Origin of the sequence: Leptospira ellinghausenii, assembly GCF_003114815.1 — a bacterium.
GTDB classification, from domain to species: domain Bacteria; phylum Spirochaetota; class Leptospiria; order Leptospirales; family Leptospiraceae; genus Leptospira_A; species Leptospira_A ellinghausenii.
Genome location: NZ_BFAZ01000009.1, coordinates 1,259,743 through 1,282,609 on the forward strand (window position 1 = coordinate 1,259,743; position 22,867 = coordinate 1,282,609).

The following is a 22,867-nucleotide window of genomic DNA, read 5'->3' on the forward strand; positions in this document are numbered from 1 at the left end:
AAAAGATTTTACGATCTATCTTGATTGTGTTACTTCTTGGATTCAATGGACTTTGAAATTCCCCAAGAAGTTGAAACACTTCGTAAAAACATCCAATCTTTTATAACAGAAGAAATCATTCCTCTGGAAAAACATTATGATTATGAAAAAGGTCGAATGCCAGAAGATATCAACCAACAAGCACGCGCTAAAGTAAAATCGGCTGGGTTTTGGACACCTCATCTTCCCAAATCAGAAGGTGGATTAGGTTTAGATTTAATTGGAACCTGTATTATTTTTAGTGAACTTGGTCGTTCTCCTATTGCTCCTTATATTTTTAATTGTGATGCGCCTGATGAAGGAAATATGCATTTGTTATCCCTTGCAGCATCTGAAAAACAAAAAGAATTAATTTTACATCCACTCATCAAAGGGGAACTTCGCACTGGATTTGCAATGACTGAACCTTCACCAGGTGCCGGTTCTGATCCCACTTCTTTGCAAACCAATGCTGAAAAACAAGGTGATAAATACATTCTAAATGGACGTAAGTGGTATTGTACTGGCGCAAATGGAGCGAAGTATCTCATCGTAATGGCGAAAGTCAATGGAAGTTTTCGCAAAACAACGATGTTTCTTGTACCAACTGATGCCAAAGGATATACAATGGTTCGAGAGATTGAACTAATGGGATCCCACGGACCAGGTGGGCATTGTGAACTCAATTTTGAAAATGTAGAAGTTCCTGAAGATATGATTTTAGGTAGAGTCGGCGAGGGTTTTCGCTTATCACAAGAACGATTGGGTCCAGCTCGTCTCACCCATTGTATGAGATGGACTGGGATGGCAAGAAGAGCTCTTTCAATTGCGCGAAGTTATGCGAAAGAAAGAGAAGTTTTTAGTGCACGGATTGCCGATCACCAAGGAATCCAGTGGATGTTTGCAGAACGTGCTACTGAGATAGAGATGGCATTCTTATTAACATTGAAGGCAGCTTGGTTATTAAAAATGGGTAAGGATGCAAGACAGGAAACTTCCATGGCAAAATGGAAAGTGAGTGAGTCGTTGTGTAATACAATTGATATGGCGATCCAAATATGTGGTGGAAAGGGATATTCAAGAGACTTACCACTTGAATTGTTTTATCGAGATGCGCGCGCAGCAAGAATTGCAGATGGCCCTTCCGAAGTTCATAAAATGGTCATTGGTCGCAATTACGTATCGGAAAAATGGGATTTTTAAAGATTCATGGATATTAAAGAACTGCAAGAGAAGGTAGAACTTCACCTTACATCCATATGGAAAGAGCCAGTTAGGATAACTGAAATTTTTCATCTAAGTGGAGGAGCTTGCCAAGATAATTATGCTTTGGATATACAATCCAAATCTTCCAATAAATCACTTGTTCTTCGCACAGATAAGGGGGGAAGTTTACTCTCATCTTTATCGAAACGGGATGAATTTAAAGTAGCGGAACTAGTTTACAATGCAGGAGTCAAAACTCCAACACCTGTATATTTAGAAGAACAAACTTCTATCATAGGCACACCTTTTTTTCTAATGGAAAAAATTGCTGGAAAAGCAACAGGTCGTTACATCACAAAAGATAAAGAATTAGATTCCTATCGTAAAACCAAAATGGTTTCTGATTTAGCATCGAATCTTGCAAAACTTCATACAGTAGTTCCCGAATCTGTAAAAGAAGAAGAGCTAAAACAGAAACTCAAATTAGTCACGATAGAAAATTACATTAGCCAAGCAATTGCAGATTTAAGACAGTCCTTAGACGATTTACCGGAAGCTCATCCTGCAATTGAATTATGCCTCAATTGGATGGAGTCACATGCACCAAATATTGATAAAATTGTATTAGTTCATGGTGATTTTCGCACTGGAAACTTTATGATGAATGCAGAAGGTCTTCAAGGAATCTTAGATTTTGAATTTGCCCACTTTGGAGATCGACACGAAGATATCGCTTGGTTGTGTATGCGTGATTGGAGGTTTGGTCGTCTTAATAAAGAAGTAGGTGGATTCGGCGATCGAAAGGATTTTTATAAAGAATACGAACTTACCTCTGGTATCGAGGTTGATCCATATAAAGTATCCTATTGGGAAATCATGGGAAATGTTAGATGGGCAATCGGAAGTGCACAACAGGCTGAAAGGCATATGTCTGGCAAAGATAAAGGAATCGAGCTTGCTTCGATCGGAAGAAGGACGGCTGAAATGGAATGGGAAGCAATGCGTCTCATAGAGGAATTAGAAAATGCAGTATAGACCTGATACAAAAGAACTACTTGCTGCCATTCAAGATTTTATGATGAAAGAATTATTACCCAAACTAGAAGGTGATGATTTATTATCATATAAAACACTAGTTTCTTGGAATATGTTAGGTGTCATAGCAAGGGAAATTGAAAATTCAGAATATACCAATCTCTGGTCGGAAATTTTGAATCAGAAATTATTAATCTCAGAATTGGAATCCAGATACAATTTAGAAAGTTTTCAAAAACTATCCAAAAAAGAAAAATACCGAGTTTTATATAATTGGAATCAAAGTTTAGCCCAAAGCATTCGAAACCAATCGAATTCAAAAACTAATTCCTCTAAAATTGATACATCTCCAAAAGGAAAAGTATGGAATTTGGTAAAATTTCAATTAAAAGAAAACTTATCTGTTTCCAATCCGAGGTTCCAAGTATAGATGTCCTATTTATATTTAGTTCGACATGGTCAAGCTGATCGACTTGGAAAAAATTATGATCAACTAACAGAGCTAGGTTGGAAACAAGCAAATCTTTTAGGTGAATATTTTAAACTCCAAAGAATTGAATTTGATTCCGTATATACGGGAACATTAAACAGGCAAAAACAAACTGCAGAAGGAATCATTAAAAGTTTTACCAACGATCAATTTTGTATCCCAGATCCCATTGAAAATTCTGCTTGGGATGAATTTGATTCTAGGATGTGGTTAGGTATTGCTGCCAAAATCCGAAATGCGAATCCATCATTTGCAAAATTATATGAATCATATAAAAATGCATGGGAAGATGGAAAAGAGGAAACTAGGCATTATTTTCAGGAGCTCATACAACTAGTATTAGCTGATTGGGTGAATGGAGTTTGGGGTTCTATAGAACCATATACGTTTGAAGAATATGTTGAAAAGGTATCAAAAGGTCCACTCCAAATCCCTGTTGATGTAAAAAGTACCCTTGTTATTTCTTCAAGTACTCCCATCGCCATTATGATGGGACTTTCCTGCAAAATGAATTATAAAGAATTTCCTATATTTATGAAATCAATTTTAAATTCTTCTTTAAGTGTGTTTCATCGGGAAAACAATCATTGGGAACCTGTTAGTTGGAATGGAACTCCCCACTTGCAAAATCCAGATTTGATTACAATTGTTTAAGAATGAAAATTGATTTACGGTTGGGTAAAGGAAGACAATAATTTAACTCGATTTTTAGCTTTTTGTCCCCAACCGGATCTTGGATAATTTTTGTATAAATGATCCATGGCAGCTAGTTCTTCTTCATTTGTTTTGCTATAACGAACTGAAATTTTTGGTTCTTCTTGGAATTTAAAATCAACTGTTACATGAAAACTTCCCATAAACACAACAGTACCAGGTTGTAAATCCACTCTTGATTTCCGAATCTCTTCTGGATCAAAATCAATATCGATTTTATTTGCTTGTTTAGTGCTACTAAAAGCAAAATCCGAGGCACCACGATTGAGTAAGTGGACAGCATCAAAAATTTCGTATTGGCCTTCTTTTAGGTTTTGAAAGTAATAATAATGTTCTGAACTTTCGCTATATTCGATTGATTTTTCACCTTTTCTTAAGGTTACTTTTTGGAACCTTGGGTCAATCAATTCATCTAGTATCATTTCATCTTTAACAATCGTCATATGGACAATTATCAAACTACTTTGAGAATTTTTAGGGCCAAAACTTGAACACTCGGGAAATAAATAGGTAACCAAAAGTAAGATTAAAAACTTACGAAAAATTCCCGAAGAAAACGATTCCCATTTTGAGGTTTGTTGTTTATTCGAGAATAAATCGTTTTCAGAATTGCGATCAATTGGATTTGTATTTTCCGAGTTTGAGCTCATATCAAAATAGGTCCTTAGCCCATTGGGTATTGAATTTTTTTGGATACAGCATTAATTTCGGATAATATTTCTTCAGATAAAATGACATCTGTAGCTTTTAATGATTCTTCCAGTTGTTCCACTGTATTCGCACCAATAATTGTAGAGGCAACAAAATCATGTTGTTTACTCCAAGCAACAGACATCACAGTTGAACTCATTCCATATCTGTTGGCAATTTCCATCAATTCTTTAGTGGAGGCTAACGTTTGTTCGTTTAAGAATCGGTTAGACATTCGTTTTTGTCTTTCCCCTTCTACCATATACCGTACAAATCGTGCCCCTTCCGGTTTTGTTGGACCATTGTATTTACCAGTCAAAACTCCACCAGCTAATGGGGAATATGGGAGTAGAGAGACTCCTTCCTTTCTGCAAACTTGAGCTAACTCATCTTCAAACCTACGATTGAGTATAGAAAAATTGTTTTGAATTGAATCGTAACGAATCAAATTGTATTTGTCCGAAGTCCATAAACTTTTCATAAGTCCAAAGGATGTTTCATTTGAACATCCAGCATATCGAATTTTGCCTTCTTCTTTCAATTCGGTGAGTGCTTCCATTGTTTCGTCATATGCAACATCATGATCAGGCCAATGCGTTTGGTACAAATCAATAGTTTCAACACCTAATCTTTGTAAGGAACCTTCAATGGCACGTCGAATGTGATATTTATCGAGAGCAGTTTTTCCTTCGCGTAAAGGTGGACTGAACCAACCGTGGCCGGGCCCCGCCACTTTACTTGCGATAATAATTCCATCTCTCGGTTTTGTTTTTATCCATTTACCGAAAATTTCTTCTGTTCTATGTACCCAAGATTTTTGAGGTGGTACAGGATAAATTTCAGCTGTATCATAAAAATCAATCCCAGAATCATAAGCTTTGTCTAAAATTCTAAACGCCTCATCTTCGTTACATGAGGAACCAAAAGTCATGGTTCCCATACAAATTTCAGAAACCACCATACCTGATTTGCCAAGTCTTCGTTTTTTCATGTTATTTTTTGATTAAAAAAGTTTTAAATTGGTTTTTAGGATCACTCCATTCAATGACATGATCCTTTACCTTTGCCTTTGTAGGTCCTCGTTGCATTGCACGGTATAAATCTTCAATAAAAAGTTTATCACCTTCGACAACTGCTTCCACTTCCCCATTCGGTAAGTTTTGAGTATAACCTTTGAGTCTCATTTCTTGGGCTTTTTGTAGGATATAATAACGAAATCCAACACCCTGTACGGTTCCCCGTATTATAATTCTAGCTCTTGCTTCTTCTGATTTTCCCAAAGATTGTCTCCTACAATTACCTTACTTTGATTTAACATTCTCTGCAATGTAATTTTGAATCGCAGATTTAAAAAGAGGAACAAACTTTTCATAAACAGGGCGTTTAAAATCAATGACAACTTGGATTGTGTCCTCGATCTCCATATGGATTACAGTCAAAAACTCTTGTTCATGATGAACCAAATCACATTCTTCTAATTCCCCATCCCAATAAAACAAAATCCATCGTTGTAATTGACCACGAAACTTTTGTAGATGAGAATTGAGTCCTAAAGAGTTGGGAAAATCATATGGAATCCAATCAGGGTATTCAGTCACATAAATTGCTTTTTTGATTCCAAGTTCTTCATATAATTCTCGTTTTGCGGCTTCTAAATAATCTTCTTCTTCATCGATTCCTCCTTGAGGAAATTGCCAAGAACCTGGAAATTGAATCCGTTCTCCCACAATTACTTTACCCAAAGAGTTAAATACTACCATTCCTACATTTTTTCGGTAGGGTTTGTTTGTCATAATTGTTAGAATGTCCCTTTCATCCATTTTCGCAAGAAATTCCTTAATTTTTTGTTTCTTGGGAAATCCTTAGTTTCAATCTTGGGATTAGGAGATAGTATGAAGATCATTTTGGTTCGTCACGGTGAGGCAGAAAACTCCACCCCTACCATTTCCGATTCACAACGAGAACTAACCGATAAAGGAAGAAGTGACATTCACAAAATCGGTAAATTTATTAAAAACTCATCTTTATCCGTCAAACAAGTCTATTATAGCCCATATACCAGAACCAAACACACTGCCGAAATTCTTTCCGAAGAATTAAAGTACAATGGTGAAATGGTCGCATCCGACGATTTAGCAGCAGGTAGAGGTTGTACAGACATTATATCTTGTTTGGTGAATTTTAGTAATTCCGATACTGTTTTGTTAGTTGGTCATAATCCAGATATAACTTACTTCGCTGCCAAATTACTTGGGAATTCTAGTGTAGCTGAAAATTTAGTTTTCCAACCAGGGTCCACAATTGCCATCAATGTTGCCCGCGAAAAATTTGACCACGGCCAAATCATTTGGGCGATTTCTCCCGATAATTTAGGTACGGAATCCTAAGTTACGTCTTCCGTTTGTAAGGCTTGACCAAGTGGATCTATTCAGGTTTTTGGATTTCATAACACGGGGTGTAGCGCAGCGGTAGCGCACTTGTCTGGGGGGCAAGGGGTCGCCGGTTCAAATCCGGTCACTCCGATGGTTGGTTATCTTTTTGTGCAAAAAACCCAGCAGGTTTGAGCACAAACCTGCCGGTAGAAAATTCAGGATGGTGAGATGAAAAAATAAAACTTAAGAAGGTTTGTGATCGTTGGTTTCTTTTACCTTGTCTAGATACTTCACAACATTGTCTTTGAGTTCTTCGAATCGAACAATTCCCCAAGCAACTCCCATTTTCACTTTTAGGGCTTTATCACTTGTGTCACTTTCCCCTTGTTCTTTCAATTTTTGAAAGTTGGTTTCGAATTGGCTTTTTTTCTCGTTCAGGTCCACAACGAGTTTCTCCCAAACTTCTTTGGAAGTTTTAACAGCACCAATTCCAGCGTTCACGATATCTTGTAGTTTGTTTTCCACGTTGCTCATCGGAGAGGACTCCTTCTGGATTCCATTATTTTGCACTGCACAATAATGTCGAGAAAGAAATTGATAGTGGAATCTGAATTCTTACGGTAAACTACCTACATGCGTTTGACCCCATTTCGGCACTTTTTCCTCATTTTTTCAATTTTGGTCTCCCTTTTCAATTGTGGAGGCCAAATCCAAGAAAAACCAATCGTTGGTTGTGAACGAATCACAGGTACACCAGGCCCAGAAGACTTCGATATCATCCGAGAGTCCTCAAGCGTAATTGTTTCCTCTCATGAAAGAAGAAATGGACTAAAGGATATTGGTGCTTTGTTCGAAATTTCATTTTCGGATCCCAAACAGAAATTATTAGCCAAAAAAGTAGAAACAAATTACCCAGAGAATTTTAGACCACATGGAATTAGTTATGCGAAAGTGAAAGGAGTGGATACACTTGCTGTCATTTCGCACACACTCCAAGAAGATATTCCACATACAATTGAAATATTCGAACGTTCAAAGGCAGGAAAATGGACTCATACGAAAACATTAAGTGATCCATCTCTTACAAGTCCAAATGATTTATTCATGAATGAATCAGGTGAAATTTTTACATCCAATGACAATGGAACAAGCCAAACATTTCGCAAGTATTGGGATATGATCATTCGTAGTGGTCGAGCTGATGTATCCTATTACGATGGAAAAACATTCCAATCCTTGGGAGTTCCTGTGATGTTAGGAAATGGAATTTACATTCGTAAACAAGGCAAACAAGAGTTATTGTATCGATCTGTATTTTCGGAAAAAGTAATACGAGTCTACGAAGTAAATCGTGTGGATGGCAAAATGAATTTGAAGTATTTAGAATCCATTCCGATTGGTGCAGGTCCTGATAATATTTTAGAAGATGATAATGGTATGTTATGGCTTGCAGCGCATGATTCCCCTTATAAATTCATTCGCCATGTGATGAACCGAAACAATTTAGCTCCCACTCGTGTGTTTAAAATCAATCCAGCGACAAAAGAAGTCACTGAGATTTATGCAAACGAAGGTTCGGAAATTTCTGCTGGAAGTACAGGTCTTGTTTATAAAGACAAACTACTCATTTCACAAGTGTTTGAAGATTTCCTTTTGGTTTGTCCAAAACCATAAAGAAATGAAAAAAAATCGCAAAGGCCATGACAAGTTTTGCCATCTGGTTTTGCAACAGTGACAGCGAATGCGAGTCGTGAACAAAAGAATGAAATCTTTTTATCAATGAATTTGGCTAGGAGCACTTCCAACTAAAGAACGACCTACAAAGGCACAAGCGATGGCGTCCCAAGAATCGTCGTGGCCTTTTAGGTCTTTAAAACCCAAAATCATTTGGATCGCCGCCCGAACTTCTTTTTTGGTGGCGTTCCCTTTGGCAGAAATTCCCTTTTTGATTTGCGTGGCTGTTAATGACACCATGGGAATTTGATTTTCGCCTAAGGTGAGTAAAATCACACCTCGAGATTCTGAAACTTTCATTCCAGTTGTTGTGTTTTGTACGAAAAACAGTTCTTCCACAGCTGCCCATTCAGGTTTGTGTTCGGTAAGAATGGCTTGGAGTTCTTTTCGGATTTGCAGTAAATTATTAGGAGAAGGGGTTTTGGGTGCCACTTCAATTGTCCCGTAGCCCAAAAGTGTCGGGTTGCGGCGTAGTCCCTCAGGGAAGGACAAGATGGCATAGCCCACGCGGTGGGACCCTGGATCAATTCCGATAATTTTCAATTATTTCTTTCCTAAAATCTATCTTCGGGACAGTTTTCTCCAACCCAAGGCAAAACCTAGTCTAAAAATGAAAATGACAGGGTACTTTCCTTCCGTATAGTGGAAGAAAACCACCCGCAGGAACGTTAAACACATGACCGCAACGGCAGTGAAACTCGAAAAATCCCAGGCGGAGAAGGCATTGAACGCCCAAGCCGCCCTCCTCAATGAAGTTACGAAACGACTCGCACAGAAAAATTCCGACAACGGTAAAGTTTCCATTAGCAAAATGGACAAAACGCAACATGTGTTTTACCAACTTGCTTGGATGACAGCACAACAACGTGTAGCTGAAAACTTCATCGTATATGCTTGGGACGCTTCCAAAGGAACTGGTGAATTGGAACAGAAAATGGCGCTCACATTTGTGGCGGAAACTGTTTCTAACATTCGTTCTGAACTTGCAGCGCGTCCTGCAGAATATGAATTAACGTATCAGGAATTATTCTCCAAATTGTTTTCCGATGAAATCAATGCGTTTGTAGAAGCTGCATCGAAAATGGAAAACTACGAAGCCATCGTGGACAAAATCGTTGATCTTGGACATTTTGGTGCTTACGGACTTTCTGAAGACCACGAAAATTTCCGTGGAATTTTCAAAGACTTTGCTGAGAACGTTGTTGTACCTCATGCAGAACATGTTCATAGACATGATGATTTGATCCCACAAGAGATCATCAATGGCCTTCGCGACATGGGATGTTTTGGTCTTTGTATTCCAGAACAGTTTGGTGGAATCCAACCAAATGATCGCCCTGACAACATCTCCATGTTAGTTGTGACAGAAGAACTTTCCCGAGGATCACTCGGAGCAGCAGGTTCCCTCATCACTCGTCCTGAAATTATGTCCAAGGCTCTCCTCAAAGGGGGAACTGAAGAACAAAAAAACAAATGGTTACCACTTCTTGCATCTGGTGACAAATTTGCAGGGATCATGGTAACAGAACCTAACTACGGTTCTGATGTTGCCGGAGTTTCCGTAACAGCAAAAGAAGTAGAAGGTGGATTTGTCATCAACGGTGTGAAAACTTGGTGTACATTTGCAGGGTATGCAAACTTACTTCTCATCCTTTGCCGGACAGAGTCTGATCCTAGTCTCAAACATAGAGGACTTTCGATCCTTCTAGCTGAAAAACCATCCTTTGAAGGACATGAGTTCAGCTACAAACAAGAAGGTGGTGGGTCCATCCAAGGAAAAGCAATTGGAACAATTGGTTACCGAGGAATGCACTCTTACGAAGTATCTTTTGAAGACTACTTTGTACCTAAGGAAAACCTACTTGGTGGTGATGCTGGTCGTGGAAAAGGTTTTTACTTCCAAATGGAAGGATTTGCTGGTGGAAGGATCCAAACTGCAGCTCGTGCCAACGGTGTGATGCAAGCAGCTCTTGAAGCAGCACTTCGATACTCCCAAGAACGTAAAGTATTCGCAAAACCAATTTACGATTATACTTTAACTAAGTTTAAAATTGCAAAGATGGCAATGATCACTCAAGCCACTCGCCAATACACAAACTATGTAGCAACCTTACTCGATGACCACAAAGGCCAAATGGAAGCAACACTTGTAAAATTGTATGCATCCAAAATAGCTGAGTGGGTGACTCGTGAAGCAATGCAAATTCATGGTGGTATGGGTTATGCGGAAGAATATCCAGTTTCACGTTATTTCGTGGATGCTCGTGTATTCTCTATCTTTGAAGGTGCGGAAGAAGTAATGGCTCTTCGCGTTGTAGCGAAAGACCTTCTTGACCAAGCACTCGCTTCTTAAAAAGAGAATCTTCTTTACCGAAAGGAATTTCCCTTCGGTAAAGAATCACTCAAACATTTGTCGAAATGTCATAAAACATACGACAACTACTGCTAAAAAGCCTGAACTTTCAGGCTTTTTTTATACCTATAGCAAAAACAAATCGGATAAAAAACTTTCTCTGATTTGAAAAGAAGTCTAAGGTATTACCAAAATCTTATTTCTGTTATATGAAGTTACATTTTGTATTTTACATTATAATTCTGTTTGTTTTGAACGTAATGTGCAAAACGCCAATGCCAGAACTCAGTTCGGAAGCAAAACTTTCGAAGAATAAATCAATTTCCATCCGTTGGACAACAATGGATCCCATCCTCGCAAAGGTATTTCCTGAAGTATTTCCTGTTCCACCTGCAATTCTCATTGATGACCAAGTGAACGTTGCAGATTTAACGACTGTTCCACTGCCTCCTCCTGATCCAAACCAGTTGCCTAAAATTCCCCAAAAAAAACCACATAATCCCAACGAACTTCCACGATGGGATCGAGGATTTGAATTAACCAATATAAATAATTTAACTCTTGTAATTCGAAGCGAAAGCCAAAGACCTTTCAAAAGTATTGGGATTAGTTTATTAGCTCTTACGATGATCTACTATGGAACAATGGAAACAGAAGCGGAGTTAGTTTGGACTTCCGGTGAAACAAATTTACATCGAATTTCTTTTTTATCTACCTATGAAACGATATGGGCACCTATGCCATTTTATATTGGTACTGGATCAAGTGTCATCGCTCCCATGTTAAACTCAAATCGATATCCTTCCAATTTACAAAAATTCTGTATCCAAGAAAAACCTACCAAACTCCGCGAGTCTTTGGAGCAAACTCATTTTGAAAATTGTAAAGAGTATGAATTATTTTTAAGGAGATTGTTTTTACAAAATTATGAAGTGATTCATTTGCAACTGACAGAATGGGAAAAAAGAAACCAAGATTGGTTCCAACCATAATCATTAAAGTTCAATTGATACATATGAGACTTACAAAAATAGTCATCCCAATTTTTTTACTTTGTATTTTCTTCCTTCCTTTTCGATTTCTTAGTTCAATATCTATTCCGAAAGAAAATTGGAATATTGTTTTGTATGGAGGGATTTTTACAACAACAGATCTAATCCCAATTGTTTTTCGGCAAAAAACAGACTATAAAGAATCCTACATAGGTACCATTGGTGTTAGTCGGCCGTTGGATTATCGAATTCGTTGGTTTGATTTTTTATGGGAAACAAATGTTACCAAACATTTTGGGGAAATGAACCATTGGGAAACAAATGCTTTTTACATTGTCAAAATCAATCGAATTTATGATTCTCCCATCAGTCTCTCTCTCGGTGAAGGTATGTCATTGGCATCCGAAAACCCAAGATTGGAAAATAAAGCAAAAGGTTATTATTTAGAAACAGGTCTCCAAAAAGATGCAATTGAATCCAGAGCACTTCTCAATTATATGATGGTAGAGGTGAGTTCCTACCTTCCTTTGGAACGAAAAACAGAAGTTTTTTTAAGAATCCACCACCGTTCTGGAATCTTTGGTTTGTATTGTCCACCAGACCCTAATTGTGGTTCGAATTTTGTTTCCTATGGTTTCAGAACTGCCTTTTAGTTTAAGTTAGGCGAAGGATTTCAAAAGAGGATATCATGTATCTTCTGCATTAAATTAGTGAACCTACCAATTCAATTTGATTCCAATGCGGATGTTTTTACTGAGACCGAAGGTGTAAGTGGCTTTGGTTTTAATCTGTTGGGAACACCAAACACGTTTATCCCACGAATCCATTATATCATTTTGAATTCGTAGGATAACTTTCATTTTTTGTTACTAAAAATTAATTTGTAGGATTTGTTACTGGTTCTTTAATCCAATCATATTTTGCTTCTTTGTGTTTTCCCTGTTCGACCAATGATTTTAAGTTTAATAGAGTTTCGTAGGGAGTGTCTGTTAGTACCAGGTTGATGACTGATTGTGGTACAGATCCACCTGGCTCAAAATGAGCTTGGTACTCAATTTTGAGTTTCCCATTGGCTAAGGGAGTTAGTTTCCAATACCCTTCAAACGCTGGCATCCGTGTCACACCAGAAGGTGCAGATTTTGCATTTGAATCCAATCGTTTCATCTTCATTGTAGTTGTTAGAGTTTTATCATTTTGATCAAAACTACGATCCATAATGACATCTCGGTCATTGACAGGCCATGGTGCTCCATTCCTTAGATATACAGATGATTTTTTTTCGGATCCAGAAAGAACTGTTAGCTCTTTGCATTGGTGGTATAAGTTTTTACAAGATTGTGGATCTACTAGTAAGGCAATCACTTGGGAAATCGAAGCATCAACTTCTGTTTTACCTAAAAACTCTTCGATATTGGAGCCAGCAACTGGCCTTGTTAGAACTTGGATTCCTTTTTTACGTTTTGATTCTGACCACTCTGGTGTTTGAGCCAAGAGTGGAAACAATTGAACGAATAGGAAACATCCTAGTATGAATTTGAAAACTGTTTGTTTTTGGATCATGGTTACCTGCCTATTTGTGAATGAATGATTGGTCTAACTGTTTCAGCAAAGAATAATGAGGTTGAAGAAGGTGGTAACAAACTCAATCCATTTTTTCTACCAATATTATTTACTGCTAAGATCGCCATGTAATTTCGATTTCGATCCAACCAAGGGTAAAAACCATTGATTCCTATACTATGGGAAATCAAGTCCTTATCACATTCTGCGGGAACATCCGTAACCGTACAAAATCTCCAATTTCCCAATCCATATTGCCATCGGTATCCAAACGCAGAAAATTGTGAATATCCAATCTTTGCTCCATTGTATTGGTCAGACAATATCTCTGTAACTGACGTTGTAGATAAAAAATTTGTTATATTTCCACCAGAGGAATTTTTAGCAGTTCCATTGGTCAAAAGTGCGTTCAACATACGTGCATAATGTTCCGGAGAAATGGACAATCCATATGCCCCAGATAAACTTCCATCAGTATCGGTACCCCCTCTAGAATTCCCTCGCCAAATTGCTTGGCTTGCATCCCAACCAAGAGGAGTTAGGATCAATTGAGTGTAAATTGTGTCCCAAGTTTTGTTACAAGCAACTTCTAACATACGTTGTGCGACTGCCATGTGATTGGAATTGTATTGGTATAAGGCTCCAGGAGTTCCTGTCGATTGGTCTCTAATCTCGTTTACACAAGTATCTTTTTGGGTAGAAGTTGCTCCAACTGGTAAGGTAGAGATACAAGTAGCTTGTCCAGATCCATTACCACCCCCTGCATTCAATCCAGAAGTAAAAGAAAGTAATTGGCGTAAGGTGACATTTGCATATGTTCCTGTCCAACCCAATACTTGTGCTGTTGTACGAGATAAGGAAATTGCCCCACCGACAGCACCATTATTACAAGTACCAGTTGTTACTGTCCCGCATTGTGCATAAGTACCACTATTTGTGTTACAATCTATAACTCTCATTGCTGTAATTGCGGTGACCCATTTGGATCCGGAAGCAATTGGTTTGTATGTATTATAATCTAAAGTTGACTGCCTTGCATAAATCCTTGTACCATTTTGATCAAATACTTGGAAACTTGCACCTTCATCTGTTGTTCTTGCGTATTGGTCAAAACAAGAATCCAAACTAAAACAAGATCCAAAGATTCCAGCGATTAATGTTGCTTGTGTATCTTGGTCAGTAGAAACGGGCTTTTGGCATTGAAACAAAAACAAAGATATACTTGTGAAGGCGATTCCAATTAATTTTTTATGATTCATATTGATACCTCGTTAAAATGAAATCGGTTCGATTGTGATAATTTTTCCTGTTTTCTTTAATTCACAGGATGCGAACTCAGGAAGTAAGTAAGCATCTCTTATCACTCCCCCAGCAGTTGTTAGGCCATCATAGATACTTCCCAAAACTAATGCGCCTTTGGTACGAATATCCGATTCACACTGCAGAACCGAAGATTCCAGAAATGACTCTTTATCCTCAATTTTGGAAATGTATGAGTACAAAATTTTTGCTAAGAAACCATTTATGATGAGAAGTGGCGAGATTGGTCCTTGTCCACCTTTCATTCCTGATTGGGCTAACCAAAAAGAGGAAGCAGTTGATTCCGCTTCGAAAATCGCATCGGATATTCTTTTTTTGGCTTCAGATCCTTTTACGGCACCATAAGTGGGAATACCAATCCCTTCTGTTAGCATACAATTTGTCAAAAAGACAAAGAAAAGAATGGAAAGAATGAATTGTTTCATAAAAAAGGGTACCTCATACCAAAATGAAAAGATGGGAACAAACTAACCTTCAGGCTTTGGTTCGCATTCCTGAACCTGAACTCATGGTCGAACCAAATCAGGTAGATTCGTATGCAAATGCTGGATTTGAAACAGCGCATTCGATGATCATTAAACATTTTCAAAACAGACTTCCTCTTAAATTTTCGCCACGTTCGGTGTTAGATTTAGGATGTGGACCAGGAGATATGTCTTCTCGCTTATTCCCATTATTTCCAAATGCCGAATTCACTTACTTAGATGGTTCCAAATTAATGTTAAATTATTGTCAGAAGCGTCTTTTTACGTTAATTGGTGAAAAAAGAAACAATAAATTGTTTTTTAAAAACGAACTTATTCAGGAGTTTGTTCCCGAATCCAGTTTTGAACTAGTGTTCTCAAACTCACTTCTCCATCACATCCACAATCCATTTGAGTTTTGGTCTGCGATCCAGCGCTCCATTGATGACGATAGTTTTATCTTTGTTTGCGATTTATTACGTCCCAACTCAAGAACAGAAGCATACCAACTAGTAGAACGTTATGCGAAAGATGAACCAGAGGTTTTAAAAACAGATTTTCTAAATAGTTTGTTTGCCGCCTTTCGAATTGAAGAAGTAACTGATATGATTGATTCTATTCGAATGAGCCATAAGTTAAATGTAGAAATCATATCAGATCGACATTGGATTTGTTATTCGAAACCAAGATGATTTACTCAAAGAGAAATCAGTTCTGTGGAATCAAATAACCAATCACTAACTTTTCCAGGAATGGTTCCTTTGCAATAGGGACACACACTAGAATCAATTTCTGGCAATGGTGCTCCACAATGATTACAAGATTCCTCAGAAAATCCCAATTTTTTTGATCTTTCATTGAGTAACACCAAATGGACTTTAGAACGTCGGTGTTCTGGAATTAATCCTTTTTTCCTTGAACCACTCCAACGGATTTCACAGGTCATCTTCTGAGGTTTGGAATTTAAATCCAATTTGACCATATGGCAAGATCCAATCACGGGAGAGTGAATTGGTGCGTTTCCTGGACCAGACAATCGTTTGTAAGATTCATCTAGTGAATCTCGCTTTAAAATCTCGCTATTTGGGCATGATTGGTAATGAATGTACTTCCAAAAAACAGCACTAGCTCTATCTTCTAATAACTGTTTTGCGATCATATTCTTTAAATCTAATTCATTTTTTGAATTTGTTTCTTCCCATTCAACCACTTGAGTAATTTCTGTTAACACCCAATCTGCTTCGCCAGAATTGTAAATTCCTCCACAGTATTCACATTTATTTGTAGAATGAGAAAACTTAGCAGTCGCTCCACAACTTGGACATAAATTATGGATTAAGTCAATATTTGGTTTTGTTTGTGTCGTTATCTTTCTTGTATAGGAATGTATTTCTTCATAAACACTGAATTTTTCTTTGTTCAATTGGTTTTGAATTTCTAACTCGGAAGTTTGTTTTGGAAAGGTTTTATCTTTGGTTTTGCATTTTATTTTTAAATGTAATGTTAGATAATCAGACTCCATCGACATTTCAATGATTTCAAGAGAAACAACACTGAATCCTTTCATGCGATTGATTTCACTATCGATTGTATTCATCAATTGCAATTGGATGGAAAATCTTTGGAATACTGAAGCAGAGAGAAAATTCCTTACAGATTCCATATCTCCTTTGTCCCAGGCAAAAACAGTTTTTTCAGTAATCAAAATCACTTTCTTTTCAAAGAGAACCAAATCAAAATAGGGATCAATTTTTTGGATTTGTAAAATGTTAAAGTTCTCTTTTTGTTTTTTGTCTGTTTGGTTTTTTCTTCGATTCAAATAAAAAAATCCGATGATAGTAAAACCTAAAAAGAAGATACCTAATGCTACTAAATGTCCCATATGATTCCCAGAACCTGGTGAATGTAGAAACGCATTCAATACTGCATAAAAGATGAGAATTGGATTATAGTTGAAATGTTTATTAGTCTCTTGGAGTCTTATATAAACTTTGTATTGATTTGGAATCGGATGATTCCAATCAAATGAAAATCCATCTGCTTCCCATTTTGGTTCAATAGGTACAATCCAAGAAGATTGGTCCATAACATCTGAGCAATATTCACAATCAGATACTATCATTTCAATTTTACTTGAGTTTGGATCAATATTTGATTCGCTTAACAACTGTATATGAAAAGACTCTAATTCTAAATTTTCCCGATTTTCTAAATTTGTGATTCGTATCCAATGTTCTAAACCTTTGTTTTGGCGATTGGAAGTCTCTCCCAATGTAGAAAATGAAAAATCATACTGTTTTAGGTTGTCTGTAGTAGCAATCTCATCTGATATACTCACAGAAAATAAATGCCAAAAATATGTGGAAACTCCTTTAAATCCATAGGATACTTGAAAGGCAGGAGTCCAAAATTGATTCCAAAATGATTCACCATATTCGCGAAATCGATTTAATCCCAACTGTAATTGTAGGGAATTTTGGTTTGGATTCTCCTTCGGTATTAAAATTCTGGATTGGTAATGATGGGATCCATTTTCATTCAAAGTTACAGTTTCATCTAGTGTATAACTTCTCTTATGCGAATTTTGTGTTTGGGTGACCTTTTGTAATAATTGAGGTAGGTCGATTACATAAAATGTATTTAATTCTACATTTTTCCATGAGTCGCTTTGGATATGAAACTCTTCTACGCTAACAGGTACATCAAATCGTTCGTATTCTGAAAGTGATTCATTAAAGACTTCATTTTGTATCTTTAAATTTTTAGAAAAGGAATTGGGATCCCATTTTAAATCAAATTGAATTGGTTGGGAAGAGTGATTTGTTTTTGTGAATTTCCAATTCACTAGGTGCAATTTCCCCATAGAAATGGTGGTGTCTTTGATATGGTAATGGATGGAAATATCCATTTCAGGATTTTGTTCGTTGTTTGGCCAAAAAATAGTAATGATACCAGAGTTATGCGAAGAATAAACTGTTTCTGGAAAAACTTCTAAATTTGTTATTTCCGCATCTTTTTTGATTATAAAGGAAGGTCTTTTAATTCCAATTTTGGATTGGTTCTTTTTGATTCGAAAGGATTCATTGACATCCGCACTTCCATCTGCATGAAAGTGGATTGAAATTTTATGGTTTGAAGATTCAAAATACGATGTTGCTTCTGGTCCACTGGATGAGGGATACGAAGTACTTGAATGATTTGATTTAGATGAGGAAGAACTGGAGTTATAAGAAGGTTTATAACTCGAATAGGAAGATCGAGTGTTACTCGAACTAGAGGATCGGTATGAATTTCCCATCCCTGGTCTTGCATCGAAGGATGGAATCCAAAAAACAGAGAGGGAAATTATCGTAATGAACTTAAGCAAGGTATTTTTTTTCGACTCTTACTTTATCCATAGAACTAATTTTAAATTCTTTCGCTAAGTCTTCTAAGAATTGGGTTTCTGCTTGGTTCAGTGAACCGTCAGATGCCACAATACATACTGCGTCTTCGAAAAAATTTAGAGCATATTCATCACTGTCGGCTACTACCTTTGAAATGGTTTTCATCGGTAGAGGGTTTTCAAATGTTTTGGAAAGAATCTCTAATACTTGTTTTTTCTGTGATTGGAATCCACTGAGTAGACAATCTGGTTCAAACAGGACATTCACAAGTTCACCAACGATTTCCCCTTCCTTCTTTTTGAATTGGCCATCCGCATTACAGGCGTAGGACCACAAACTCAAAAGTACTTTTGCATATTCAATGTGTAGGTCACTTTCAATATCGAGGGTTTTGTGAATGGATTCAGGGTGACTCTTTTTATTGCCCTTGACTTGTTTCAAATTTTGAACGATTTTCTTAGCCATAACAAACAGGAAGTTTATGGTGAATCTCCCTTCCTTCAACTTCATTTTTTTCCGCTTTTCTTGATTTTTCTCAAAAATAGGCTGAATTGGAAAATCCCGTCAGGAAACTGGAATTAATCTATGTCGAAACACATTTTAGTTACAAGTGCTTTGCCTTACGCAAACGGCTCTATCCACCTAGGTCATATATTGGAAGCTGTCCAAACAGACATTTGGGTGCGATTCCAAAAGTTAATTGGAAATGAATGTTATTTTTTCTGCGCGGATGATACACATGGAACTCCCATCATGATTGCAGCTAAAAAAGCAGGAAAAACCCCTGAGTCCATGATTGAGGAAGTACAGAAGGAACATTATAAAGATCTCACTTCGTTTGGAGTAGAGTATGATAATTATTACACAACTAATTCGGAAGAGAACCGACAGTTCTCGGAATCGATTTATTTAACCCTAAAAAAAAATGGACATATTGTTGCTCGAAACATTGAACAGTCGTATTGCGAACATGACAAAATGTTTTTACCAGACCGTTTTATCAAAGGGACTTGTCCAAAATGTGGAGCAAAAGACCAATACGGTGATTCTTGTGAAGTTTGTGGTACAAGTTACTCACCAAAAGACTTAAAAGATTCCTATTGTTCCATTTGTGGAACCACTCCCGTCTTAAAAGAATCAAAACATTTGTTTTTTAAATTACAAGACTTCCAAAACCAATTAAAAACTTGGATGGAAGAAGGGAACCGTTTGAACGAAGGTGCCCAAAAGAAATTACAAGAATGGTTTACATCTGGGTTACAAGAGTGGGATATCAGCCGTGATGGTCCTTACTTTGGTTTTGCGATCCCAGAAGAAGAAAACAAATACTTTTATGTTTGGTTAGATGCGCCTATTGGATATATGGCTTCCTCTTTAAATCACCTAAAGGATGTGAAAAAATTCAATGAATTTTGGAAAGATGGAAAAGGGGAGATTGTCCATTTTATAGGAAAAGATATTTTGTATTTCCATGGTTTGTTTTGGCCAGCGATGCTTATGGGATCTGGTTACAAAGCTCCGAATCAATTGAATGTACATGGATTCTTAACTGTGAATGGAGAAAAGATGTCCAAGTCTCGAGGAACGTTTATCAATGCTTCCACGTTTGCCAAACATTTGGATATTGAACATTTCCGTTTTTATATGGCCTGTCGACTTGGATCTGGTATGGAAGATGTCGACATCTCCTTTGATGATTTTGTATCCCGTGTGAATTCCGACCTAATTGGAAATTTAGTAAACTTGGTATCAAGAGTTTCTACATCAATTTTAGACAAAATGGATCGTAAACTTGGAAGTTTATCAGTCGAAGGAAAATCCTTAGTTTCTGAATTACTGAGTAAGGAAACTGAAATCAGGGATGCCTACGAATCACGTAACTACTCTAAGGTGATGCGTGAAATCACGGGTCTTGGTGATAAAGTTAACAAATATGTGAATGACTATGCCCCATGGAATTTAATCAAAACAGATGTGGAAAAAGCCAGGGAAGTTGTCACAACTTCTCTCAATTGTGCAAAAATCCTATTCACCTACTTGGCTCCCGTGACACCAAAAATTGCAATAGCAATCAAGGAATTATTCCAAGTTCCAGATTTAAATTTTTTAAATCTGTCGGAAACCATTGAAAACAAAACTCTTGGTCCTTACCAAATGTTATCGAAACGAGTTGAGGAAAAAAATATTTCACTTATGATCTCAGAAACAAAAGAAGCCTTTGAAAAATCAAATCCTAGTCCTTCAAAACAGGAACCAAATAAGTCCAATACAAACGAAACAAGAGTAGGTACAGTTTCCGAGGATGGTTTTATCACGATCGATGAGTTATCCAAAGTCGAATTACGAGTGGGCCTTATCAAAGAAGCAAATCCTGTTGAAGGTGCCGACAAACTTTTGTTTGTAAAAGTAGATTTAGGAGAAAAAGGGATCAAAAACGTATTTGCAGGTATCAAAGCAAGTTATTCAGCTGAAGAGTTAGTTGGTAAAAAAGTAGTTGTTGTTGCTAACTTAAAACCTCGCCAAATGAAATTTGGATTATCGGAAGCGATGTTACTTGCATCAGGTAAAGAAAAAACATTATCTTTATTTGTTCCGGATCGAGATGCAAATCCTGGTGATCTTTTGAAATAGAAAAATGCCAACAAAATCAGAACAAATATTAAGGGAAAAAGAAATCCAAGGGATTAAATTTAGTCTCTATGGAAAAATGATTATATTCAGTCTCCTTACTGTTGGTACTTTCTTTGTTGCTCAATCCCTTTTCGAATTATTTACAATTACATTAATTTCTGTAGGGCTTAATGTAGTTTTGTATATACTTTCAAAATTCTTGAAGAAAGGTAAATTCGTTTCATTTGTTGGTTTGTTTTGTGTGGTGATCGATTTGGTGATCATCACAATTTTACCATTTATTTGGTACAATGCAGTGGGTGGAGAATCCCAAGTTCCAAGAACCTATCTCATTAAAACTTATGTCCATTTTATCATTGCAGGAACACTAATTATCAATGCATTTAGTATTCAACCCATATATCCAATGTTATATGCTTTGGGAGTGGTGATAAGCCAAGCCGGGATTTTAGTTTATGCCCAACAAGACCCTAGGTTTATCAGTACAGAGAGTTTTAAGGAAGCTTTCCTTGGTCCAGCTGCTCATGTAAACAACTACATCATGTCCATGGGAATTATAGGAGTTTTGGGATTCTTTTTGGCTTACCTTACTTATCGTGTTAGGCGAACAGTACTTTCTGCAGTTACAAATGAAGTAAAAATGACACAACTCACTCGTTATTTTTCGCCAAACGTAGTCGAGGAGCTCGAACAAGCAGGGGATGATTTTTTCAAACCTGGTGGTAAGGAATCTACTGTAGCTGTTTTATTCTGTGATATTGCCAATTTTACTCAAATTTCAGAAACGTTGGGTCCTGAAAAAACCATGTCACTTTTATCGGAATACCATAGTTTCATGTTGGAGATTGTATTCCAAAATCATGGAACCCTAGATAAATTTATTGGTGATGGGATGATGGTTACTTTTGGAACTCCGATTCCTTCCAATGAAGATGCAACCAACTCAATAAAAGCTGGAATCGCCATGGTACAAGCATTAGCTGTCTGGAATCAAAAAAGAGAATCCAATGGAGAAAAACCAATTTCCATACGAATTGGGATTCACTATGGTCTCGTGATTGTTGGAAATGTTGGAGTTGAAAAACGGCTAGAATATACAGTGATCGGTGACACAGTCAATGCAGCAAGTCGACTTGAAGCTTTGGGTAAGGAGCTAAAACGTAATTTTTTAATCTCTAGAGAATTATATGACCATTCATCTTTAGAATTCAGACAGACATTAAAAATTAAAACAATGGGTACGCTTTCATTACGTGGTAAGACAAAAACTACTGAAATCTTAGCAATCGAGGTTTAAAAATGATCCAAATTCCAAGTGATAAAGATATTGTGATCCTGACAAAACCTAATTTTTTATCCCACGATGTTTCGGTAAAAGTTTTGAATACAAAACAAACTGTATCTATGATCCAAGATTTTGATTTCGAAAAAAATAAGTTGTTTGTTGATTGTGACGAAGATTGTTTTTTAGAAATTGTTCCTTCTTTGAAATTGTCCACCAAGCGATTGTTATGGGAAGATGGTAAATTATTAGTTAGTCAAATTGAATTAGATACATTATTAAACTCAATGCCTCTACTCTCCCCTTTTTTAGCCCAAGATATGGCAGGTAAAGATTTGATGTTGGCTTGGGGGAAAAAAGAAAGTTTGCTTAGTGCAATTGAATCAGGTTTTGGTACTTATTTTAGTCGTTCTCGGAATGGAAAATGGGTAAAAGGGGAAGAGTCGGGTCATTTGCAAAACCTGAAACAGATTTACCTTCATACGAATCCTGTTTTTGTGCAGTATGTCGCCGATCAGGTGGGTGCTGCCTGCCATACTGGCTATTATTCTTGTTTTTTTCGAGAACTTGGTCAGAATGATACGGTTTCATTCGTCTATTCTAATAAAGTAGGAGAGTAA

General features: G+C 37.0%; 25 protein-coding genes and 1 tRNA gene. 14 read left to right on the forward strand and 12 right to left on the reverse strand.

The features are described from left to right. Nucleotides 1–45: 45 nt before the first annotated feature. From DI076_RS14445 to DI076_RS14460, 4 genes are read left to right on the forward strand one after another with little or no spacing between them, the layout of a single operon-like run. Nucleotides 46–1,221: an acyl-CoA dehydrogenase family protein gene (locus tag DI076_RS14445; protein WP_108960471.1), complete on the forward strand. Its 1,176-nt coding sequence runs from the start codon at nt 46–48 to the stop codon at nt 1,219–1,221. A 6-nt stretch (nt 1,222–1,227) separates the two neighbouring features. Beyond that, the gene (locus DI076_RS14450) at nt 1,228–2,259 is read left to right on the forward strand and encodes a phosphotransferase family protein (RefSeq protein WP_108960472.1); all 1,032 of its coding nucleotides are present in this window, start codon (nt 1,228–1,230) and stop codon (nt 2,257–2,259) included. Further along, the gene (locus DI076_RS14455) at nt 2,249–2,689 is read left to right on the forward strand and encodes a hypothetical protein (RefSeq protein WP_108960473.1); all 441 of its coding nucleotides are present in this window, start codon (nt 2,249–2,251) and stop codon (nt 2,687–2,689) included. Before DI076_RS14450 ends, DI076_RS14455 begins: the two co-directional genes overlap by 11 nt. Continuing rightward, nucleotides 2,690–3,403 carry a histidine phosphatase family protein gene (locus DI076_RS14460; RefSeq protein ID WP_108960474.1) on the forward strand — a complete coding sequence of 238 codons (714 nt, stop codon included), beginning with the start codon at nt 2,690–2,692 and terminating at the stop codon, nt 3,401–3,403. Between the two features lie 14 nt (nt 3,404–3,417). Here DI076_RS14460 and DI076_RS14465 read toward each other — a convergent pair whose 3' ends face one another. The 4 genes from DI076_RS14465 to DI076_RS14480 are packed head-to-tail and all read right to left on the reverse strand — an operon-like array spanning nt 3,418 to nt 5,973. After that, nucleotides 3,418–4,113, reverse strand: coding sequence for a hypothetical protein (locus tag DI076_RS14465; RefSeq protein ID WP_108960475.1), 696 nt, complete (start codon nt 4,111–4,113; stop codon nt 3,418–3,420). Between the two features lie 14 nt (nt 4,114–4,127). Then, the gene (locus tag DI076_RS14470) at nt 4,128–5,144 is read right to left on the reverse strand and encodes an aldo/keto reductase (RefSeq protein WP_108960476.1); all 1,017 of its coding nucleotides are present in this window, start codon (nt 5,142–5,144) and stop codon (nt 4,128–4,130) included. Between the two features lies 1 nt (nt 5,145). Then, nucleotides 5,146–5,433 carry an acylphosphatase gene (locus tag DI076_RS14475; protein WP_108960477.1) on the reverse strand — a complete coding sequence of 96 codons (288 nt, stop codon included), beginning with the start codon at nt 5,431–5,433 and terminating at the stop codon, nt 5,146–5,148. A 21-nt stretch (nt 5,434–5,454) separates the two neighbouring features. Further along, nucleotides 5,455–5,973 carry an RNA pyrophosphohydrolase gene (locus DI076_RS14480; RefSeq protein ID WP_108960478.1) on the reverse strand — a complete coding sequence of 173 codons (519 nt, stop codon included), beginning with the start codon at nt 5,971–5,973 and terminating at the stop codon, nt 5,455–5,457. Nucleotides 5,974–6,045: 72 nt separating this feature from the next. On the opposite strand from DI076_RS14480, the gene sixA reads away from it, so the two are divergent. Together sixA and DI076_RS14490 are read left to right on the forward strand one after the other, a co-directional pair. Then, nucleotides 6,046–6,540, forward strand: coding sequence for a phosphohistidine phosphatase SixA (gene sixA, locus DI076_RS14485; RefSeq protein WP_100725965.1), 495 nt, complete (start codon nt 6,046–6,048; stop codon nt 6,538–6,540). A 64-nt stretch (nt 6,541–6,604) separates the two neighbouring features. Then, nucleotides 6,605–6,676 (forward strand) — tRNA-Pro (locus DI076_RS14490). A gap of 92 nt (nt 6,677–6,768) precedes the next feature. Here the strand turns inward: DI076_RS14490 and DI076_RS14495 are convergent. Then, nucleotides 6,769–7,059, reverse strand: coding sequence for an LIMLP_16025 family protein (locus tag DI076_RS14495; RefSeq protein ID WP_100725966.1), 291 nt, complete (start codon nt 7,057–7,059; stop codon nt 6,769–6,771). 99 nt (nt 7,060–7,158) lie between these two features. On the opposite strand from DI076_RS14495, the gene DI076_RS14500 reads away from it, so the two are divergent. Continuing rightward, the gene (locus DI076_RS14500) at nt 7,159–8,199 is read left to right on the forward strand and encodes an arylesterase (RefSeq protein WP_108960479.1); all 1,041 of its coding nucleotides are present in this window, start codon (nt 7,159–7,161) and stop codon (nt 8,197–8,199) included. A 102-nt stretch (nt 8,200–8,301) separates the two neighbouring features. Here DI076_RS14500 and DI076_RS14510 read toward each other — a convergent pair whose 3' ends face one another. Further along, nucleotides 8,302–8,802, reverse strand: a complete 501-nt coding sequence (locus DI076_RS14510) for a crossover junction endodeoxyribonuclease RuvC (protein ID WP_108960480.1) — start codon at nt 8,800–8,802, stop codon at nt 8,302–8,304. Nucleotides 8,803–8,935: 133 nt separating this feature from the next. Between DI076_RS14510 and DI076_RS14515 the strand changes: the two genes are divergently transcribed. The 3 genes from DI076_RS14515 to DI076_RS14525 all read left to right on the forward strand — a co-directional run bounded on the left by DI076_RS14515 (nt 8,936) and on the right by DI076_RS14525 (nt 12,257). Then, on the forward strand, nt 8,936–10,612 hold the full coding sequence (locus DI076_RS14515) for an acyl-CoA dehydrogenase family protein (protein ID WP_108960481.1): 1,677 nt from the start codon (nt 8,936–8,938) through the stop codon (nt 10,610–10,612). Between the two features lie 275 nt (nt 10,613–10,887). After that, nucleotides 10,888–11,604, forward strand: coding sequence for a hypothetical protein (locus DI076_RS14520; protein ID WP_245918444.1), 717 nt, complete (start codon nt 10,888–10,890; stop codon nt 11,602–11,604). A gap of 23 nt (nt 11,605–11,627) precedes the next feature. Next, nucleotides 11,628–12,257 carry a hypothetical protein gene (locus tag DI076_RS14525; protein WP_108960991.1) on the forward strand — a complete coding sequence of 210 codons (630 nt, stop codon included), beginning with the start codon at nt 11,628–11,630 and terminating at the stop codon, nt 12,255–12,257. Nucleotides 12,258–12,320: 63 nt separating this feature from the next. On the opposite strand, the gene DI076_RS20165 is transcribed toward DI076_RS14525, so the two are convergent. The 4 genes from DI076_RS20165 to DI076_RS14540 are packed head-to-tail and all read right to left on the reverse strand — an operon-like array spanning nt 12,321 to nt 14,909. Beyond that, nucleotides 12,321–12,464 carry a hypothetical protein gene (locus DI076_RS20165; RefSeq protein ID WP_167396534.1) on the reverse strand — a complete coding sequence of 48 codons (144 nt, stop codon included), beginning with the start codon at nt 12,462–12,464 and terminating at the stop codon, nt 12,321–12,323. 16 nt (nt 12,465–12,480) lie between these two features. Beyond that, nucleotides 12,481–13,164 carry an START domain-containing protein gene (locus DI076_RS14530; protein ID WP_108960483.1) on the reverse strand — a complete coding sequence of 228 codons (684 nt, stop codon included), beginning with the start codon at nt 13,162–13,164 and terminating at the stop codon, nt 12,481–12,483. A gap of 2 nt (nt 13,165–13,166) precedes the next feature. Next, nucleotides 13,167–14,423 carry a serine hydrolase domain-containing protein gene (locus DI076_RS14535; protein ID WP_108960484.1) on the reverse strand — a complete coding sequence of 419 codons (1,257 nt, stop codon included), beginning with the start codon at nt 14,421–14,423 and terminating at the stop codon, nt 13,167–13,169. Between the two features lie 12 nt (nt 14,424–14,435). After that, nucleotides 14,436–14,909 (reverse strand): TIGR04452 family lipoprotein, encoded by a 474-nt coding sequence (locus DI076_RS14540; protein WP_108960485.1) that lies wholly within the window; start codon nt 14,907–14,909, stop codon nt 14,436–14,438. A 23-nt stretch (nt 14,910–14,932) separates the two neighbouring features. Between DI076_RS14540 and DI076_RS14545 the strand changes: the two genes are divergently transcribed. Next, nucleotides 14,933–15,640 (forward strand): class I SAM-dependent methyltransferase, encoded by a 708-nt coding sequence (locus tag DI076_RS14545; protein WP_108960486.1) that lies wholly within the window; start codon nt 14,933–14,935, stop codon nt 15,638–15,640. A gap of 5 nt (nt 15,641–15,645) precedes the next feature. On the opposite strand, the gene DI076_RS14550 is transcribed toward DI076_RS14545, so the two are convergent. Then, the gene (locus DI076_RS14550) at nt 15,646–18,315 is read right to left on the reverse strand and encodes a TIM44-like domain-containing protein (protein WP_108960487.1); all 2,670 of its coding nucleotides are present in this window, start codon (nt 18,313–18,315) and stop codon (nt 15,646–15,648) included. Next, nucleotides 18,308–18,799 (reverse strand): tellurite resistance TerB family protein, encoded by a 492-nt coding sequence (locus DI076_RS14555; protein ID WP_439957299.1) that lies wholly within the window; start codon nt 18,797–18,799, stop codon nt 18,308–18,310. Before DI076_RS14555 ends, DI076_RS14550 begins: the two co-directional genes overlap by 8 nt. A 120-nt stretch (nt 18,800–18,919) precedes the next feature. Here DI076_RS14555 and metG point away from each other — a divergent pair, with 120 nt between their 5' ends. From metG to DI076_RS14570, 3 genes are read left to right on the forward strand one after another with little or no spacing between them, the layout of a single operon-like run. Next, nucleotides 18,920–20,965, forward strand: coding sequence for a methionine--tRNA ligase (metG, locus tag DI076_RS14560; protein ID WP_108960489.1), 2,046 nt, complete (start codon nt 18,920–18,922; stop codon nt 20,963–20,965). A 4-nt stretch (nt 20,966–20,969) separates the two neighbouring features. Further along, complete coding sequence (locus DI076_RS14565) at nt 20,970–22,262, forward strand: adenylate/guanylate cyclase domain-containing protein (protein WP_108960490.1); 1,293 nt, start codon at nt 20,970–20,972, stop codon at nt 22,260–22,262. Between the two features lie 2 nt (nt 22,263–22,264). Continuing rightward, nucleotides 22,265–22,867: a phosphoribosyl-AMP cyclohydrolase gene (locus DI076_RS14570; RefSeq protein ID WP_108960491.1), complete on the forward strand. Its 603-nt coding sequence runs from the start codon at nt 22,265–22,267 to the stop codon at nt 22,865–22,867.

Excerpts from the sequence above, each read along its gene's own strand:
- DI076_RS14500 (WP_108960479.1), top strand. The coding sequence starts at position 7,159 with ATGCGTTTGACCCCATTTCGGCACTTTTTCCTCATTTTTTCAATTTTG.
- DI076_RS14520 (WP_245918444.1), top strand. The coding sequence starts at position 10,888 with ATGCCAGAACTCAGTTCGGAAGCAAAACTTTCGAAGAATAAATCAATT.
- DI076_RS14455 (WP_108960473.1), top strand. The coding sequence starts at position 2,249 with ATGCAGTATAGACCTGATACAAAAGAACTACTTGCTGCCATTCAAGAT.
- DI076_RS14525 (WP_108960991.1), top strand. The coding sequence starts at position 11,628 with ATGAGACTTACAAAAATAGTCATCCCAATTTTTTTACTTTGTATTTTC.
- DI076_RS14515 (WP_108960481.1), top strand. The coding sequence starts at position 8,936 with ATGACCGCAACGGCAGTGAAACTCGAAAAATCCCAGGCGGAGAAGGCA.
- DI076_RS14470 (WP_108960476.1), bottom strand. The coding sequence starts at position 5,144 with ATGAAAAAACGAAGACTTGGCAAATCAGGTATGGTGGTTTCTGAAATT.
- DI076_RS14445 (WP_108960471.1), top strand. The coding sequence starts at position 46 with ATGGACTTTGAAATTCCCCAAGAAGTTGAAACACTTCGTAAAAACATC.
- DI076_RS14465 (WP_108960475.1), bottom strand. The coding sequence starts at position 4,113 with ATGAGCTCAAACTCGGAAAATACAAATCCAATTGATCGCAATTCTGAA.
- DI076_RS14570 (WP_108960491.1), top strand. The coding sequence starts at position 22,265 with ATGATCCAAATTCCAAGTGATAAAGATATTGTGATCCTGACAAAACCT.
- DI076_RS20165 (WP_167396534.1), bottom strand. The coding sequence starts at position 12,464 with ATGAAAGTTATCCTACGAATTCAAAATGATATAATGGATTCGTGGGAT.
- metG (WP_108960489.1), top strand. The coding sequence starts at position 18,920 with ATGTCGAAACACATTTTAGTTACAAGTGCTTTGCCTTACGCAAACGGC.
- DI076_RS14530 (WP_108960483.1), bottom strand. The coding sequence starts at position 13,164 with ATGATCCAAAAACAAACAGTTTTCAAATTCATACTAGGATGTTTCCTA.
- DI076_RS14540 (WP_108960485.1), bottom strand. The coding sequence starts at position 14,909 with ATGAAACAATTCATTCTTTCCATTCTTTTCTTTGTCTTTTTGACAAAT.
- DI076_RS14480 (WP_108960478.1), bottom strand. The coding sequence starts at position 5,973 with ATGGATGAAAGGGACATTCTAACAATTATGACAAACAAACCCTACCGA.
- DI076_RS14535 (WP_108960484.1), bottom strand. The coding sequence starts at position 14,423 with ATGAATCATAAAAAATTAATTGGAATCGCCTTCACAAGTATATCTTTG.
- DI076_RS14555 (WP_439957299.1), bottom strand. The coding sequence starts at position 18,799 with ATGGCTAAGAAAATCGTTCAAAATTTGAAACAAGTCAAGGGCAATAAA.
- DI076_RS14545 (WP_108960486.1), top strand. The coding sequence starts at position 14,933 with ATGAAAAGATGGGAACAAACTAACCTTCAGGCTTTGGTTCGCATTCCT.
- DI076_RS14565 (WP_108960490.1), top strand. The coding sequence starts at position 20,970 with ATGCCAACAAAATCAGAACAAATATTAAGGGAAAAAGAAATCCAAGGG.
- sixA (WP_100725965.1), top strand. The coding sequence starts at position 6,046 with ATGAAGATCATTTTGGTTCGTCACGGTGAGGCAGAAAACTCCACCCCT.
- DI076_RS14495 (WP_100725966.1), bottom strand. The coding sequence starts at position 7,059 with ATGAGCAACGTGGAAAACAAACTACAAGATATCGTGAACGCTGGAATT.
- DI076_RS14450 (WP_108960472.1), top strand. The coding sequence starts at position 1,228 with ATGGATATTAAAGAACTGCAAGAGAAGGTAGAACTTCACCTTACATCC.
- DI076_RS14460 (WP_108960474.1), top strand. The coding sequence starts at position 2,690 with ATGTCCTATTTATATTTAGTTCGACATGGTCAAGCTGATCGACTTGGA.